The sequence below is a fragment of the Klebsiella sp. A52 genome (genome assembly GCF_018388785.1).
In the GTDB taxonomy this organism is placed as follows: Bacteria; Pseudomonadota; Gammaproteobacteria; order Enterobacterales; family Enterobacteriaceae; genus Klebsiella; species Klebsiella aerogenes.
In genome coordinates this window covers 1,879,685-1,896,878 of sequence record NZ_CP074437.1, presented here as the reverse complement: position 1 = coordinate 1,896,878, position 17,194 = coordinate 1,879,685, and the positions used below count along the sequence as shown (strand labels likewise).

General features: G+C 57.0%; 13 protein-coding genes and 1 pseudogene. 8 read left to right on the top strand and 6 right to left on the bottom strand.

The genetic code is table 11. The features are described 5' to 3' along the window. Nucleotides 1-6: 6 nt before the first annotated feature. The 6 genes from lptB to npr are packed head-to-tail and all read left to right on the top strand — an operon-like array spanning nucleotide 7 to nucleotide 4,239. Nucleotides 7-732, top strand: a complete 726-nt coding sequence (lptB, locus tag KGA69_RS08920) for an LPS export ABC transporter ATP-binding protein (protein ID WP_004206203.1) — start codon at nucleotides 7-9, stop codon at nucleotides 730-732. 47 nt (nucleotides 733-779) lie between these two features. Then, on the top strand, nucleotides 780-2,213 hold the full coding sequence (gene rpoN, locus KGA69_RS08915; RefSeq protein WP_047044697.1) for an RNA polymerase factor sigma-54: 1,434 nt from the start codon (nucleotides 780-782) through the stop codon (nucleotides 2,211-2,213). A gap of 22 nt (nucleotides 2,214-2,235) precedes the next feature. Further along, nucleotides 2,236-2,523, top strand: coding sequence for a ribosome hibernation promoting factor (gene hpf, locus KGA69_RS08910; RefSeq protein WP_004125711.1), 288 nt, complete (start codon nucleotides 2,236-2,238; stop codon nucleotides 2,521-2,523). A gap of 58 nt (nucleotides 2,524-2,581) precedes the next feature. After that, nucleotides 2,582-3,070: a PTS IIA-like nitrogen regulatory protein PtsN gene (gene ptsN / locus KGA69_RS08905; protein WP_015369492.1), complete on the top strand. Its 489-nt coding sequence runs from the start codon at nucleotides 2,582-2,584 to the stop codon at nucleotides 3,068-3,070. 45 nt (nucleotides 3,071-3,115) lie between these two features. After that, nucleotides 3,116-3,970 (top strand): RNase adapter RapZ, encoded by an 855-nt coding sequence (gene rapZ / locus KGA69_RS08900; RefSeq protein ID WP_015369491.1) that lies wholly within the window; start codon nucleotides 3,116-3,118, stop codon nucleotides 3,968-3,970. Next, nucleotides 3,967-4,239, top strand: a complete 273-nt coding sequence (npr, locus tag KGA69_RS08895; RefSeq protein ID WP_002918431.1) for a PTS phosphocarrier protein NPr — start codon at nucleotides 3,967-3,969, stop codon at nucleotides 4,237-4,239. Before rapZ ends, npr begins: the two co-directional genes overlap by 4 nt. Before the next feature lie 22 nt (nucleotides 4,240-4,261). On the opposite strand, the gene mtgA is transcribed toward npr, so the two are convergent. The 4 genes from mtgA to KGA69_RS08875 all read right to left on the bottom strand — a co-directional run bounded on the left by mtgA (nucleotide 4,262) and on the right by KGA69_RS08875 (nucleotide 9,242). Continuing rightward, on the bottom strand, nucleotides 4,262-4,987 hold the full coding sequence (gene mtgA / locus KGA69_RS08890) for a monofunctional biosynthetic peptidoglycan transglycosylase (protein ID WP_045394973.1): 726 nt from the start codon (nucleotides 4,985-4,987) through the stop codon (nucleotides 4,262-4,264). Further along, nucleotides 4,984-5,637 carry an isoprenoid biosynthesis glyoxalase ElbB gene (gene elbB, locus KGA69_RS08885; protein WP_045394975.1) on the bottom strand — a complete coding sequence of 218 codons (654 nt, stop codon included), beginning with the start codon at nucleotides 5,635-5,637 and terminating at the stop codon, nucleotides 4,984-4,986. The genes mtgA and elbB overlap by 4 nt, the downstream gene beginning before the upstream one ends. A gap of 234 nt (nucleotides 5,638-5,871) precedes the next feature. Further along, nucleotides 5,872-8,208, bottom strand: coding sequence for an aerobic respiration two-component sensor histidine kinase ArcB (arcB, locus tag KGA69_RS08880; RefSeq protein WP_045394977.1), 2,337 nt, complete (start codon nucleotides 8,206-8,208; stop codon nucleotides 5,872-5,874). 107 nt (nucleotides 8,209-8,315) lie between these two features. Next, nucleotides 8,316-9,242 carry a tRNA modification radical SAM protein MnmL/YtqA gene (locus KGA69_RS08875; protein ID WP_063447632.1) on the bottom strand — a complete coding sequence of 309 codons (927 nt, stop codon included), beginning with the start codon at nucleotides 9,240-9,242 and terminating at the stop codon, nucleotides 8,316-8,318. 685 nt (nucleotides 9,243-9,927) lie between these two features. Between KGA69_RS08875 and gltB the strand changes: the two genes are divergently transcribed. Continuing rightward, nucleotides 9,928-14,388, top strand: coding sequence for a glutamate synthase large subunit (gene gltB, locus KGA69_RS08870; RefSeq protein WP_213293015.1), 4,461 nt, complete (start codon nucleotides 9,928-9,930; stop codon nucleotides 14,386-14,388). A 9-nt stretch (nucleotides 14,389-14,397) separates the two neighbouring features. Beyond that, nucleotides 14,398-15,816 carry a glutamate synthase subunit GltD gene (gene gltD, locus KGA69_RS08865; RefSeq protein ID WP_015369485.1) on the top strand — a complete coding sequence of 473 codons (1,419 nt, stop codon included), beginning with the start codon at nucleotides 14,398-14,400 and terminating at the stop codon, nucleotides 15,814-15,816. A 55-nt stretch (nucleotides 15,817-15,871) separates the two neighbouring features. Here gltD and KGA69_RS08860 read toward each other — a convergent pair. After that, nucleotides 15,872-16,574: pseudogene (locus tag KGA69_RS08860) on the bottom strand (N-acetylmannosamine-6-phosphate 2-epimerase). 119 nt (nucleotides 16,575-16,693) lie between these two features. Further along, complete coding sequence (sspB, locus tag KGA69_RS08855; protein WP_045394985.1) at nucleotides 16,694-17,191, bottom strand: ClpXP protease specificity-enhancing factor; 498 nt, start codon at nucleotides 17,189-17,191, stop codon at nucleotides 16,694-16,696. Nucleotides 17,192-17,194: the final 3 nt, after the last annotated feature.

The window sequence follows — 17,194 nt, the reverse complement described above, 5'->3', positions numbered from 1 at the left end:
TCCGTTATGGCAACATTAACTGCAAAAAACCTCGCCAAAGCCTACAAAGGCCGCCGCGTGGTGGAAGACGTCAGCCTGACCGTCAACTCCGGTGAAATCGTCGGTCTGCTGGGCCCGAACGGCGCCGGTAAGACCACCACCTTTTATATGGTGGTGGGCATTGTGCCGCGCGATGCCGGCAACATTATCATTGACGATGAAGATATCAGTCTGCTGCCGCTGCACGCGCGCGCGCGCCGCGGCATTGGTTACCTGCCGCAGGAAGCCTCTATCTTCCGCCGCCTGAGCGTCTACGATAACCTGATGGCGGTGCTGCAGATTCGCGACGATCTCAGCAGCGAGCAGCGTGAAGATCGCGCTAAAGAGCTGATGGAAGAATTCCACATCGAACACCTGCGCGATAGCCTGGGCCAGGCGCTCTCCGGCGGTGAACGCCGCCGCGTCGAAATCGCCCGCGCGCTGGCGGCGAACCCCAAATTCATCCTGCTGGATGAACCGTTCGCCGGGGTCGACCCCATCTCCGTTATCGATATTAAACGCATCATCGAACACCTGCGCGACAGCGGGCTTGGCGTACTCATTACTGACCATAACGTCAGGGAGACGCTGGCGGTCTGTGAACGAGCTTATATCGTAAGCCAGGGCCATCTCATCGCCCACGGCACCCCGCAGCAAATCCTTGAAGACGAGCAGGTTAAACGCGTGTACCTTGGGGAAGACTTCAGACTCTGATAGGGTAGAGGTTATAGACGTTTTAGCCGGAGATATTGACCCTGAACATGAAGCAAGGTTTGCAATTAAGGCTAAGCCAACAGCTTGCCATGACGCCCCAACTGCAGCAGGCCATCCGCTTGTTGCAGCTGTCCACGTTAGAACTCCAGCAAGAACTCCAGCAGGCGCTGGAGAGTAACCCGTTGCTTGAGCAAACCGATCTTCACGAAGAGGTTGAAACCACAGAAGCCGAGGACCGCGAGTCTCTGGATACCGTCGACGCGCTCGAACAAAAAGAGATGCCGGACGAGCTCCCGCTGGACGCCAGTTGGGATGAAATCTACACCGCCGGCACGCCGTCGGGTAATGGCGTCGACTACCAGGACGATGAACTGCCGATCTATCAGGGTGAAACCACCCAGAGCCTGCAGGATTATCTGATGTGGCAGGTTGAGCTCACGCCTTTCACCGATACCGACCGCGCGATTGCCACCTCCATCGTCGATGCCGTTGACGATACCGGCTACCTTACTATTCCCATTCAGGACATTGTCGATAGTATCGAAGATGATGAAATTGGCATTGAGGAAGTGGAAGCGGTACTCAAACGCGTGCAGCGTTTCGATCCGGTCGGCGTCGCCGCCAGGGATCTCCGTGACTGCCTGCTGATCCAGCTTTCACAATTTGCCAAAGAGACGCCGTGGCTGGAAGAGGCGCGGTTGATCATCAGCGAGCATCTTGATCTCCTGGCCAACCACGATTTCCGCAGCCTGATGCGCGTCACCCGCTTGAAAGAAGACGTTCTGAAAGAGGCGGTTTGCCTGATCCAGTCGCTGGATCCGCGGCCGGGGCAGTCCATACAAACCAGCGAGCCGGAGTACGTGATCCCGGATGTGCTGGTGCGCAAGGTTAGCGGCCGCTGGGTTGTCGAGCTCAATTCCGATAGCATTCCGCGGCTGAAGATTAATCAGCAATACGCGGCGATGGGCAATAATGCGCGCAACGACGCCGACAGCCAATTTATCCGCAGCAACCTGCAGGAAGCCCGCTGGCTGATTAAGAGCCTTGAGAGCCGTAACGATACCCTACTGCGCGTCAGCCGCTGCATCGTCGAACAGCAGCAGGCCTTCTTTGAGCAGGGCGAAGAATTTATGAAACCGATGGTGCTGGCGGATATCGCCCAGGCCGTCGAGATGCATGAATCAACAATTTCACGCGTTACCACGCAAAAATATCTGCACAGTCCACGAGGTATTTTTGAGTTGAAGTATTTCTTCTCCAGCCATGTCAATACCGAAGGCGGCGGCGAAGCCTCGTCTACCGCCATTCGCGCGCTGGTGAAGAAGTTAATCGCCGCGGAAAACCCCGCGAAGCCGTTGAGCGACAGCAAGCTCACCACCATGCTCTCCGATCAGGGTATTATGGTGGCACGGCGCACTGTTGCTAAGTACCGAGAGTCTTTATCCATTCCGCCGTCAAACCAGCGCAAACAACTGGTCTGACACAACCGATAAGGAAGACACTATGCAGCTCAACATTACAGGACACAACGTCGAGATCACTCCTGCTATGCGCGACTTCGTCACCACGAAGTTCAGCAAACTGGAGCAGTTTTTCGATAGGATCAACCAGGTCTATATTGTGTTAAAAGTAGAGAAGGTGACGCAAATCGCGGACGCCAATTTGCATGTCAACGGTGGCGAAATCCATGCCAGTGCGGAAGGGCAGGATATGTATGCCGCTATCGATGGTCTTATCGATAAGCTGGCAAGACAGTTAACAAAACATAAAGATAAACTGAAACAACACTAATTGTCCGGGCGATCGCCCTTATCCGCAGCCCGCGGATAAGGGCAGCTCAGGTGAAATTATGATGAACAACGATTCCGCTCTACAACTGAGCAATGTCCTTAACCAGGATTGTACCCGTAGCCAGGTTCACTGCCAGAGCAAGAAACGCGCGCTGGAAATCATCAGCGAACTGGCGGCGAAGCAGCTAGGTTTACCGCCGCAGGTGGTCTTTGAAGCGATCCTGACCCGTGAAAAAATGGGCAGTACCGGGATCGGCAACGGCATTGCGATCCCTCACGGCAAGCTTGAAGAGGATACCCTGCGCGCCGTTGGCGTCTTTGTGCAGCTGGAAACGCCGATCGCCTTCGATGCGATCGACAATCAGCCGGTCGATCTGCTGTTTGCGCTACTGGTGCCGGCCGATCAAACCAAAACCCACCTGCATACGCTCTCGCTGGTCGCCAAACGTCTGGCGGACAAAACCATCTGCCGTCGCCTGCGCGCTGCGGTGAGCGATGAAGAGTTGTATGAGATCATCACCGAAGCAGGAAGCAGCGATGACGCTTAACGTGAGTCGCGCCTTAACCTTTATCGTACTGAGGAGAAACGGTACATGGTACTGATGATCGTCAGCGGCCGCTCTGGCTCGGGGAAATCCGTCGCCCTGCGAGCGCTGGAAGATATGGGCTTCTACTGTGTGGATAACCTGCCGGTAGTGCTGTTGCCTGAGCTGGCGCGAACGCTGGCCGACCGCGATATCTCCGCGGCCGTCAGCATCGACGTGCGCAACATGCCGGAATCACCGGAAATCTTTGAACAAGCGATGCAGAACCTGCCGGAATCCTTCTCCCCGCAGCTGCTGTTCCTTGATGCCGACCGCAACACCCTGATCCGCCGCTACAGCGATACCCGCCGCTTGCATCCGCTCTCCAGCAAGAATCTGTCGCTCGAAAGCGCGATCGACGAAGAGAGCGATCTGCTCGAGCCGCTGCGCTCGCGCGCGGACCTGATCGTCGATACTTCCGAAATGTCGGTGCATGAACTGGCCGAGATGCTGCGTACCCGCCTGCTAGGTAAACGCGAACGTGAATTGACGATGGTCTTTGAATCATTCGGCTTCAAACACGGTATCCCTATCGATGCCGATTACGTTTTTGACGTCCGTTTCCTGCCGAACCCGCACTGGGATCCGAAGCTACGCCCCATGACCGGCCTCGATAAACCGGTTGCCGCCTTCCTCGATCGCCATACGGAAGTGCATAACTTTATTTATCAGACCCGAAGCTATCTGGAGCTTTGGTTGCCAATGCTGGAAACCAATAACCGCAGCTATCTGACGGTGGCCATTGGTTGTACCGGCGGTAAGCATCGCTCGGTCTATATTGCCGAACAGCTGGCTGACTACTTCCGCTCGCGCGGTAAGAACGTGCAGTCTCGTCACCGGACGCTGGAAAAACGTAAATCATGACCGTCAAGCAAACCGTTGAAATCACCAACAAGCTGGGCATGCATGCGCGCCCGGCGATGAAGCTTTTCGAGCTAATGCAGAATTTCGATGCGGAAGTGTTGCTACGCAACGACGAAGGCACGGAGGCGGAAGCCAATAGCGTTATCGCCCTGCTGATGCTCGATTCCGCCAAAGGTCGTCAAATTGAGGTGGAGGCCAGCGGCCCGCAGGAAGTCGAAGCGCTGGCGGCGGTGATCGCGCTATTCAACGCCGGGTTTGATGAAGACTAAGCATCTCCCGGCGGGATTGCGGTTAATGCAGCTTATTGGCCTGCATAAAGCCTTCGCCGCCTAACTGACGCATCTGGCGCAGGATCCATGCCTGTCGGCTGCGAACATAACCTGATGGCGCATCGGCGCGAAACCGAATCGGATTCGGTAATACCGCCGCCAGCAGCGCGGCCTCTGCAGGGGTTAAACGGCTGGCCGGCTTATGAAAATAGCGCTGAGCCGCCGCTTCAACACCGAAAATACCGTCGCCAAACTCGGCGATATTCAGATACACGGTGAGAATGCGTTTCTTGCTCCAGACCGTTTCAATACCGACGGTCAGGCCCACTTCCAGCCCCTTGCGTAGCCAGCTACGGCCATCCCATAAAAACAGGTTTTTCGCCGTCTGCTGAGAGAGCGTCGACGCGCCGCGAATTCGATTTTCATTCCGTTCGTTGTGCGCCAGCGCTTTTTCGATTGCCGGCACGTCAAAACCCCAGTGGTCGGGGAATTTCTGATCTTCAGCGGCAATCACCGCCAGCCCCATCCAGGGGGAAATCTCGTCCATACCAACCCAATCAGAATGGGCGACATAATGAAAATCACCGGAGAACCAGGCGCTAACCTGGCGCTCGAGCATCACCGCTGAGAACGGCACCGGCAGAACGCTGAATACGGCGATACCGCCGCCCCAGAAAACCACGCAGATAAGCGCCAGGCGTAACAGCAGGCGCTTGATCATCGCCAGCGGCGCAACACGCTTACTCATTCAGCGAGAACCAGTACGCGATCGACCAGTTTCTCAATACCGCTGGCGGCCTCGGCAATATTCTGCGCCAGCATATAAGCAGGCGTAGTCACCACTTTGTTGTCTTCATCGACCACGATGTCGTCAACCGGGCACGGCACGTGCTCCGCGCCCATCTCTTCCAGCACCTCGGCAGTATCCGGATCGGTACCGATGGTTATCCGCAGCGGTGTCGGGAAAATCTTCGGCAACAGCGCCGGCGCGATACACATAAAGCCCAGCGGCTTACCCGCCTCGTGCATCGCCAGCGTTAACGCCTGCAGATCGCGGTCAACGACGCAGTCACTCCCCTGGGCGGCGAAATTACTCAGGTTTTTCGCCGCGCCAAAGCCGCCTGGCACAATCAGCGCATCCAGATCGTCCACACGGGCGCTGGCCAAAGGCTGAATAGCGCCGCGCGCAAGACGCGCCGCTTCAATCAGCACGTTGCGGCTTTCCGCCATCGTTTCGCCGGTCAGATGATTGATCACGTCGGTTTGCGCCTTATCCGGCGCAAAGCAGACGGCCTGCGCGCCGCGACGCGCAATGGCCAACAGGGTAATGACCGCTTCATGGATTTCTGCGCCGTCGTAAACGCCACAGCCGCTTAGTACCACGCCAATCTTCTTCATCTTGCTAACCCCTTAGCGCAACTCTATGAAACAAGTAAATAATTTTGATTTACTCGCTATGCTTCACATATTTTACCGATTCACGTAACAAATTATTTATGGTTTGCTATCTTAATGAACGAGCAAGCCAAATCCTCAGGTTGCGCCGTGTAAAAAAATCACTCGAACAATCCTGGCTCAACAACCAGTTCCCTGGTGTTGGCGCAGTATTCGCGCACCCCGGTTTATCCGGGGTCATTTTTTATCCGCCGCCGCAATCCAGGCCTTCAGTATCGCAACATCGTTTTGCCACTCGGATTTCATCTCTTCCACCCACTCGCCGACGTTGTCTTCCCACGCGGGTAAATCTGGCGTTTGGATCTGCTGTCCCAACTGCTGGATATGGCGCAGGCCTATCGAACCCGCCGCGCCCTTAATTTTATGGCCCTCATCGACGATACCTTTCTGGTCGCGCGCGGTGAGATTCGATTCCAGCACGGACATGTAGCCTGGCATCATCTTCTCAAACACCGCCAGCCCGTCGGTAATCAGCTTCGGTCCCACCAGCTCGATATATTGCTCCAGCATATCGGTGTCCAGTACCGATGCCGATTTCGCGACATCCACCGCAGGCGGTTCATGGCCGTCGTCTTCCGGCGCATCCCAGAATTTCTTGATGATCGCGGTTAACGCCGGTACCGACAGCGGCTTACTCAATACATCATCCATGCCGGCATCAAGGTACTCTTTTTTGTCCTTCAGCACGTTAGCGGTCAGCGCCACCAGCGGCGGCAGCTCATCGGCGGCATAGCGCTGTTTTAGCTGCCGCGAGATATCGAGGCCGGTCATGTCCGGTAGCTGAATATCCAGCAACACCAGGTCGTATTCGCCGGGTTCGAACATCTCCAGCGCGGCTTTACCGGTCATCGCCACGTCCACGCTGTTGCCCAGTTTTTCCAGCACCGAACGGGCGACAATCACGTTCAGTTCGATATCTTCCACCAGCAGCACGTTCAGCGCCGGCAGCGGCATATCGTCTTCGGCCAGCGTATCTTCGACTTCATCAGCCACCGCCTGCGCGTGTACGGTCAGGGTAAACGTCGCCCCCTGCCCCGGCTGGCTGGTCACGCTGATATCGCCGCCCATATTGCGCGCCAGACGGCGCGACACCGCCAGACCAATGCCGGTACCGGTTGCCGGTTTACCGCCATGGCTATCTTTCACCTGATAATACATGGCGAAAATTTTGTCCTGCTCCGCCTGCGGGATACCGATACCGGAGTCCTCGACTTCGAAGTGCAGCATATCGCCTTCATCATAGCGGACGCGCACGGTGACATTGCCCTGCTGGGTAAACTTCACCGCATTGCTGATCAGATTCCACAGGATCTGCCGCAGGCGCGTACCATCGGTTACCACCTTGTGCGGCAGCGGCTGGGTTGGCTCCATCACAAAGCGCAACCCTTTCTGCTGCGCCTGCAGGCCCGAGAGGTTCTCCAGATCGGCAAGGAAGCTGGTGAAGTCCACCTCCTGATTATCGAGCTGCACTTTGCGCCGCTCCATTTTATCCATGTCGATAATATCGTTGAAGATATTCCCCAGCGTCACCGCTGAAACATGGATAGTTTTCAGATATTTTTCCTGCTCGTTGGTCAATTCAGTATCCAGCAGGATGCGGCTGAGCCCAACGATGCCGTTGAGCGGCGTACGCAGCTCGTGGCTGATGGTTGAGATAAAGGTGGTCTTGTCCCGGCTGGCGCGCTCCAGCGCGTCCTGATAGCGCTTACGCTCGGTAATATCGCGGCCAAAGCCCATCAGGCCACGGCGCTTGCCCACGCGGTCATAGTAGGGGACCTTGCGGATCTCAAAGCAGGCTTTACGCCCATCGGGATAATCGAGCCATTGTTCGTAGGTCAGCGAGACATTATGGCGGAAGACTTTCTCATCGGTCTCCAGCACTTTCACCGCGGCTTCTTCGCTATAGACATCCTGCGGCTTGAGGTGAATCAGCTGCTTTTCGCTTTTTCCGGTCAACAGTTCCATCGCCCGGTTACAGCCGGAGAACTCTTTATCTTCGTTACGATAGAAAACCAGATCCGGTGAGGCATCAAGGAAAGAGCGCAGGAAGGAGGACTGTTGTTCCAGCTGAATTTGCGTCTCTTCACGCTCTTTCATCTCTATTTTCAACTGTTCCAGCGTAGTCTCGCGTTCCGCTTCCGCTTTCTCACGCTCGCCAATTTCCTGGTTCAACTGGGCGATATTGTCCTTGAGCTGCACGTTAAGCTTAAGGTCGCGCTCGCGCATCTCTTCCAGCTTTTCCACCAGCCGCGAGAGCCGCTGCCGCGACTCTTCCAGCTGTTCGACCACCACTGACAGAAAATAGACCGCCCAGGGGGTAATCAGCAGCCCGAAGAAGATAGAACGGATGACATCAATACTCTCCACCTGCCCATGCAGCACCATCGTGACGGCCATCTGCACCACGATAGCCAGCACCACCAGCGCCAGAGCTAACAGCATTGAAAAGCGCACCAGACCTAACTTCATCATCAGATCGACATAGTACTGCGCCAGCATACGAATTTGCTTCATGAGGGATTCCTTATCGCCAACTCCGCACAATAATACCCAATTCTGAACATTACGCTGTAAGTTGTGCAAAAAATGCGGCGGTAATCAGCCGTTAAGGAAGTGGAGCATCAGGCGGGCAGGATCCACGGTGTCCCCAATGCCGACCCCTGAACGCCATGGGCATTAAGGTATTTGTCCAGCTCGACCATGCCGGTCCAGCGGTTTTCGCACCACAGCGGCGCCAGCAGCGTTGGGCGACGGGCGCTGGCCGAGATACGGTGATAAATCACCTCCGGCGGGGTATGGCGAATCATCTCACCGGCGGTGACCGTATAGTCATCCAGCGCAATACCGTTCAGGCGCCCCGCCTGCCAGGCTTTCGCCATGATGCTGCCGGTCACGATGTGCAGCGGGTGCAGCTTGATGCCATCGACGCCGGTGTCAACTACCCGTTGCAGGGTGTGCAGGCACTGCTGCTGGGTTTCGCCCGGCAGGCCGACGATAAGATGCGCACAGACCTTTAATCCGCGCTCGCGCGCCAGTCGGGTGGTGCGCTGGTAGCAGGCAAAGTCATGGCCGCGATTGATACGATGCAGCGTTTTATCATGCGCAGTCTGCAATCCCAGCTCCAGCCAGATTTCATAGCCCTGCTCCCGATATTCGCTGAGCAGGTCCAGCACCGCATCGGGAACGCAGTCGGGGCGAGTGCCGACGCACAGCCCCACGATATTCGCCTGGCTCACCGCCTGCTGATACATCGAACGCAGGAGCTGAACTTCGGCAAAGGTGCTGGTGTAGGCCTGGAAATAAGCAAGATAGCGTTTCGCGCGGTTGACCAGCTGCGCCTGGTGCGCCAGCTGATCGGCAATTGAGCGGTACTGCTGGGCCTCGTCGGCGAAGGAGGCGACATTACAAAATGTGCAGCCGCCGCGGCCAATTGTGCCATCACGATTCGGGCAGCTAAATCCACCATGCAGCGTCAGTTTATGTACCTTTTCACCGTAGCGGCGCGTAAGATCCCCACCAAACATGTTGACTAATTTTTGTAACTGCATAATCTGATAGACCGGCCTCAAGAAAGGGGCCAAGCCTGCCATTTTTAGCCTCCGACGGCGATGACCTGGATCAATCGTCAGCGCGGCCGCTTAGCTCATTGCATATTCAATCAAAATAAACGCTGTTTCATTCACAGCTGCAGTAATAACATTTCCTTATACTTCAATGCTGAGTTTCAATTATCTTTGTCACAGCAAAAAATAGTTTTATTTCCTGCCATTAAGAACAGCAGCAGTCAAATACTCTGCTATAAAAATACAATTCAGCACAGAAAGGTAATCTTAGGCTGCGGATATAGTGAGACAGATCACACTAGATTACGCATCCCTGAGAGTTTACATGCCTTTAAAAAAACAATAATACCCTTTAAAATCATAAAATTAACCACCTCTTAGCACACTTTTGTATAAATAAGATTGCCATTTGACGTAAGTGTGGATTCTCGATAAGTTGGGAATCCGCTGGAAGCTTTCTGGATGAGCGCTCTGCTCATCATATTTATGCAGTAATTGAGATTCCCTCTTAATAGCAAGTCCTCAAACTTGTGTACCGATGCGAAAAGGATTTAAAGAGGGCGAATGCGAGGTAGGCAAAGATGCCCTTACCCCGTCGCCATGCTCTTGCTGTGCCTTGCGCGCAATCGATTAAGAGGGCATCCCGTAGAGCCTGGGGAGGTTCACTGATATGTTGTACGACAAATCCCTTGAGCGGGATAACTGTGGTTTCGGCCTGATCGCCCACATAGAAGGCGAACCTAGCCACAAGGTAGTGCGCACCGCTATACACGCACTGGCCCGAATGCAGCACCGCGGCGCGATCCTTGCCGATGGTAAAACCGGCGACGGTTGCGGCCTGCTGTTACAAAAACCCGATCGTTTCTTCCGGATTGTGGCGGAAGAGCGCGGCTGGCGCTTAGCCAAAAACTACGCCGTCGGGATGCTGTTCCTGAATAAAGACCCCGAGCTGGCAAGCGCTGCGCGCCGTATCGTTGAAGAAGAGCTGCAACGCGAAACATTGTCTATCGTTGGCTGGCGCGATGTGCCGACTAACGAAGGCGTGCTCGGTGAAATCGCCCTCTCCTCGCTGCCTCGTATTGAACAAATTTTTGTTAACGCTCCGGCAGGCTGGCGCCCGCGCGATATGGAACGTCGTCTGTTCATCGCGCGCCGTCGCATTGAAAAGCGCCTGCAGGAAGACAAAGATTTCTACGTTTGTAGCCTGTCGAACCTGGTCAATATCTATAAAGGTCTGTGTATGCCGGCGGATTTGCCGCGCTTCTACCTGGACCTCGCGGACCTGCGCCTGGAATCCGCTATCTGTCTGTTCCACCAGCGCTTCTCCACCAACACCGTACCACGCTGGCCGCTGGCGCAGCCGTTCCGCTATCTGGCGCACAACGGTGAAATCAATACCATCACCGGTAACCGCCAGTGGGCCCGCGCCCGTACCTATAAATTCCAGACCCCGCTGATCCCCGATCTGCATGACGCCGCGCCGTTCGTCAATGAAACCGGCTCTGACTCAAGCTCGATGGATAATATGCTGGAACTGCTGCTGGCAGGCGGGATGGATATCGTCCGCGCGATGCGCCTGCTGGTACCGCCGGCCTGGCAGAATAACCCGGATATGGATCCGGAGCTGCGCGCGTTCTTCGACTTTAACTCCATGCATATGGAGCCGTGGGACGGCCCGGCGGGCATCGTCATGTCCGACGGTCGCTACGCCGCCTGTAACCTCGACCGTAACGGTCTGCGTCCGGCGCGCTACGTCATTACCAAAGATAAACTCATCACCTGCGCGTCTGAAGTCGGCATCTGGGACTATCAGCCGGATGAGGTGATGGAAAAAGGCCGCGTTGGGCCTGGCGAGCTGATGGTCATCGATACCCGCAGCGGGCGCATTCTGCACTCGGCGGAAACCGATAACGATCTGAAAAGCCGCCATCCGTACAAAGAGTGGATGGAGAAAAACGTCCGCCGTCTGGTGCCGTTCGAAGACCTGCCGGAAGAAGAAGTCGGCAGCCGTCAGTTGGATGACGACACGCTCGCCAGCTACCAGAAACAGTTTAACTACAGCGCCGAAGAGCTGGACTCCGTTCTGCGCGTCCTTGGGGAAAACGGCCAGGAAGCGGTCGGTTCGATGGGCGATGATACCCCATTCGCCGTGCTCTCCAGCCAGCCGCGTATCATTTACGATTATTTTCGCCAGCAGTTCGCCCAGGTGACAAACCCGCCTATCGATCCGCTGCGTGAGGCGCACGTGATGTCGCTGGCTACCAGTATCGGCCGTGAAATGAACGTCTTCTGCGAAGCGGAAGGCCAGGCGCACCGCCTGAGCTTCAAATCGCCGATCCTGCTGTACTCCGACTTTAAACAGCTGACCACCATGGAGGAGGAGCACTATCGCGCCGACACCCTGGACATTACCTTTGATGCCAACGAAACCACGCTGGCCGAGACGGTAAAAGCGCTGTGCGATAAAGCGGAACAGATGGTGCGTAACGGTACCGTATTGCTGGTACTGTCTGACCGCAACATCGCGAAAGATCGTCTACCGGTGCCGGCGCCGATGGCCGTTGGCGCTATCCAGACGCGCCTCGTCGAAAAGAGCCTGCGCTGCGACGCTAACATCATCGTCGAAACCGCCAGCGCCCGCGATCCGCACCACTTCGCGGTGCTGCTGGGCTTTGGCGCGACGGCTATCTATCCTTATCTGGCTTACGAAACCCTGGCGAAGCTGGTGGATAGCAAAGCTATCGATAAAGAATACCGTGCGGTGATGCTGAACTACCGTAACGGCATCAACAAAGGCCTGTACAAAATCATGTCGAAGATGGGGATCTCGACCATCGCCTCCTACCGCTGCTCGAAGCTGTTCGAAGCGGTCGGCCTGCATCGCGACGTGGCCGACCTCTGCTTCCAGGGCGTAGTGAGCCGCATCGGCGGCGCCGGTTTCGACGACTTCCAGCAGGACCTGCTGAATCTGTCGAAGCGCGCATGGCTGGCGCGTAAACCGCTGGCTCAGGGCGGCTTGCTGAAATACGTCCACGGCGGCGAATATCACGCCTACAACCCGGACGTCGTTCGCACCCTGCAGCAGGCGGTTCAGAGCGGCGAATACCGTGATTATCAGGAATACGCGAAGCTGGTTAATGAACGCCCGGCGGCCACGCTGCGCGATCTGCTGGCGCTCAACCCAAGCGATGAAGCCGTAAGCATCAATGAGGTGGAATCAGCGAAAGAGCTGTTTAAACGCTTCGATACCGCGGCCATGTCGATCGGCGCACTGAGCCCGGAAGCGCACGAATCACTGGCGGAAGCGATGAACAGCATCGGCGGCTTCTCCAACTCCGGTGAAGGCGGTGAAGACCCGGCGCGCTACGGCACCAACAAAGTCTCGCGCATTAAGCAGGTGGCTTCCGGTCGTTTCGGCGTTACTCCAGCCTACCTGGTGAATGCCGACGTGATCCAAATTAAAGTCGCCCAGGGCGCGAAACCCGGTGAAGGCGGACAGTTGCCGGGTGACAAAGTGACGCCTTATATCGCCAAACTGCGTTATTCGGTACCGGGCGTGACGCTGATCTCCCCGCCGCCGCACCACGATATTTACTCTATCGAGGATCTGGCGCAGCTGATTTTCGACCTCAAGCAGGTCAATCCGAAGGCGATGATTTCCGTCAAACTGGTTTCCGAACCGGGTGTCGGCACCATCGCCACCGGCGTGGCGAAAGCCTACGCAGACCTTATCACTATCGCCGGTTACGATGGCGGTACCGGGGCGAGCCCGCTCTCATCGGTGAAATATGCCGGCTGTCCGTGGGAACTTGGCCTGGTGGAAACCCAGCAGGCGCTGGTCGCCAACGGCCTGCGTCATAAAATTCGCCTGCAGGTAGACGGCGGCCTGAAAACCGGCCTCGATATCATCAAAGCGGCGATCCTTGGCGCGGAAAGCTTCGGCTTCGGCACCGGCCCGATGGTCGCGCTGGGCTGTAAATACCTGCGTATCTGTCACCTGAACAACTGCGCCACCGGCGTAGCGACCCAGGACGACAAACTGCGTAAGAACCACTACCACGGCCTGCCGTTCAAAGTGACCAACTACTTTGAATTCATTGCCCGCGAAACCCGCGAGCTGATGGCGCAGCTGGGCGTGAAGCGTCTGGTGGACCTGATCGGCCGTACCGACCTGCTGAAAGAACTGGAAGGCTTTACGGCGAAACAGCAGAAACTGGAGCTCGGCAAACTGCTGGAAACCGCTGAGCCGCTGCCGGGCAAGGCGCTGTACTGCACCGAGAGCAACCCGCCGTTCGATAACGGCGTGCTCAACGCGCAGCTGCTGCAGCAGGCGAAGCCGTATGTGGATAACAAACAGAGCAAAACGTTCTGGTTCGATATTCGTAACACCGACCGTTCCGTTGGGGCGTCATTGTCCGGCTATATCGCCCAGACTCATGGCGACCAGGGGCTGGCCGCCGACCCGATTACCGCCCACTTTAGCGGTACCGCGGGCCAGAGCTTCGGCGTCTGGAACGCCGGCGGCGTTGAGCTGCACCTGACCGGCGACGCCAACGACTACGTGGGTAAAGGGATGGCGGGCGGTCTGCTGTCGATTCGTCCTCCGGTCGGCTCCGCCTTCCGCAGCCATGAAGCAAGCATCATTGGCAACACCTGTCTGTATGGCGCGACCGGCGGTCGTCTGTACGCGGCAGGACGCGCGGGCGAACGCTTTGCGGTACGTAACTCCGGCGCCATCACCGTGGTGGAAGGCATCGGCGACAACGGCTGTGAATACATGACCGGCGGTATCGTCTGTATCCTGGGTAAAACCGGCGTGAACTTCGGCGCAGGTATGACCGGCGGCTTTGCTTACGTCCTGGATGAAGATGGCGACTTCCGTAAACGCGTTAACCCTGAACTGGTGGAAGTTCTGGACGTGGACACGCTGGCTATCCATGAGGAACACCTGCGCGGCTTAATTACCGAACACGTCCAGCTTACCGGTTCGCAGCGCGGCGAAGAGATCCTCGCCAACTGGCCGGCCTTCGCGGCGAAGTTTGCGCTGGTTAAACCGAAGTCCAGCGATGTTAAAGCACTGTTGGGTCACCGTAGTCGTTCCGCAGCTGAGCTGCGGGTGCAGGCGCAGTAAGGGGTTAAGATGAGTCAGAACGTATACCAATTTATCGACCTGCAGCGTGTTGATCCGCCAAAGAAACCGCTGAAGATCCGTAAAATTGAGTTTGTAGAAATTTACGAGCCGTTTTCAGAAGGCCAGGCCAAGGCGCAGGCGGATCGCTGCCTCTCCTGCGGCAACCCTTACTGCGAATGGAAATGTCCGGTGCACAACTACATCCCGAACTGGCTGAAGCTGGCCAACGAGGGGCGTATTTTTGAAGCGGCGGAGCTGTCGCATCAGACCAACACCCTGCCGGAAGTCTGCGGACGTGTCTGCCCGCAGGACCGCCTGTGCGAAGGTTCCTGCACCCTGAACGATGAGTTCGGCGCGGTGACCATCGGCAACATTGAACGCTATATCAACGATAAAGCGTTTGAGATGGGCTGGCGCCCGGACTTGTCCGGCGTGAAGCAAACCGGTAAAACTGTCGCCATCATCGGCGCCGGTCCGGCAGGGCTGGCCTGCGCCGATGTGCTGACCCGCAACGGCGTGAAGGCGATCGTCTTCGATCGTCATCCGGAAATCGGCGGCCTGCTGACCTTCGGCATCCCGGCGTTCAAGCTGGAAAAAGAGGTGATGACCCGCCGCCGTGAGATCTTCACCGGCATGGGGATTGAGTTCCGGCTCAATACCGAAGTGGGTCGTGACGTCCAGCTCGACGATCTGCTGAAAGAGTACGATGCGGTATTTCTGGGCGTGGGCACCTACCAGTCCATGCGCGGCGGGCTGGAAAACGAAGATGCCAACGGCGTGTATGACGCTCTGCCGTTCCTTATCGCCAACACCAAACAGATCATGGGCTTTGGCGAAACGGCGCACGAACCTTTCGTCAGTATGGAAGGCAAACGCGTGGTGGTTCTCGGCGGCGGCGACACCGCGATGGACTGCGTGCGGACCTCGGTTCGTCAGGGGGCGGCGCACGTTATTTGCGCCTATCGCCGTGACGAAGAAAACATGCCGGGCTCCAAACGCGAAGTGAAAAACGCGCGTGAAGAGGGTGTCGAATTCCAGTTCAACGTCCAGCCGCTGGGCGTGGAAGTGAATGCCAACGGCAAAGTGTGCGGCGTGAAAATGGCGCGCACCGAAATGGGCCAGCCGGATGCGAAAGGCCGCCGTCGCGCGGAAATCGTCGCCGGTTCCGAGCACGTGGTGCCGGCAGACGCGGTGGTGATGGCGTTTGGTTTCCGTCCGCACAGCATGGAATGGCTGGCGAAGCATAGCGTCGAGCTGGACTCTCAGGGCCGCATCATCGCCCCGGAAGGCAGCGACAACGCGTTCCAGACCAGCAACCCGAAAATCTTTGCCGGCGGCGATATCGTTCGCGGTTCGGACCTGGTGGTAACGGCGATTGCCGAAGGCCGCAAAGCGGCAGACGGTATCCTCAACTATCTTGAAGTCTGATTAGATTCTGAGTCGCAACGCATAAAAGCCCGATGGTTAACGCCACCGGGCTTTTTTATTGCTCATTGAGTGGAAACGGCTTTTTTCAACGCCGTATTATACCAGCCACAGATATGCTCTAAGCGGGTTATCGCTGACCCGACGGTGACGGCCCACGCGCCGTGGCGCATCGCCTCAGCCGCCTGCGCTGGCGTATTATACCGCCCCTCGGCGATTACCCTGCAGCCCGCGGCGCTGAGGCTTTTCACCAGCGCCAGGTCGGGCTCATCCGGCGTCTCTTCTGCGGTATAGCCTGAAAGAGTGGTGCCGACGATTTCTGCGCCCAGCTGCCAGCACTGCAGGGCATCGGCCTGAGACGAACAATCCGCCATCGCCACTTTTCCCTGATGATGAATTTCCGCCAATAGCCCCGATACCGGTACCGGACGCTGACGCGGCGTACCGTCAATGGCAATCATATCCGCCCCGCACTGCGCCAGCGCGACGATATCCTCCACCCACGGGGTGATACGCACCGGGCTTTCATGCAGATCGCGCTTTATCAGGCCGATAATGGGCACCGTCACTAACGGACGAACGGCCTGCAGGTTGTTCAGACCTTCAATACGCAGCGCCACGGCCCCCGCCTGCTCTGCCGCCAGCGCCATCGCGGCGACAATCTGCGGGTTATCAAGCGGGCTGCCGGGTACCGGCTGGCAGGAGACAATTAATCCGCCATGCTGGCGTATACGCGAATTTAGTTGGGCAAATAAAGACATTCCTGCTCCCCGAACGGATACGTGTAGCGTTAACAGTACCAGTGGCGAGACGCGTGATGTGTGGCGGGGTTAACAAAGCAAGCAGGCAAAAAAACAGGCCCCGGAGGGCCTGTCAGGCATTACTTCACAACGCGCAGCGCCGGACGACCACCGCGCGGCGGCGGTGGCGTGTCGTCAGGATCGTCATCGTGATTATCCGGCTTATCGCCATCAATCACCGACATCACCGTTTCGTTTTCGCTCTCAGGCGCGACGTCATCATCGTTGAGGCTGCTGACATCTTCGTCATAGGCCGCTTCAGGTTCAAACATCGTTCCTGCGCCGTTCTCACGGGCATAGATTGCGAGTACCGCAGCCAGCGGCACGGAAACGTTGCGCGGTACGCCGCCGAAGCGGGCGTTAAAGCGCACTTCGTCATTCGCCAGTTCCAGATTGCCCACCGCACGCGGCGCAATGTTCAGAACGATTTGGCCGTCGCGAGCGTACTCCATCGGCACGAGAACGCCTGGCAGCGTCACATCGACGACCAGGTGCGGAGTCAGCTGGTTATCCAGCAGCCACTCATAGAACGCCCGCAGCAGGTACGGGCGACGCGGCGTCAGCTGTGATACATCCATTAT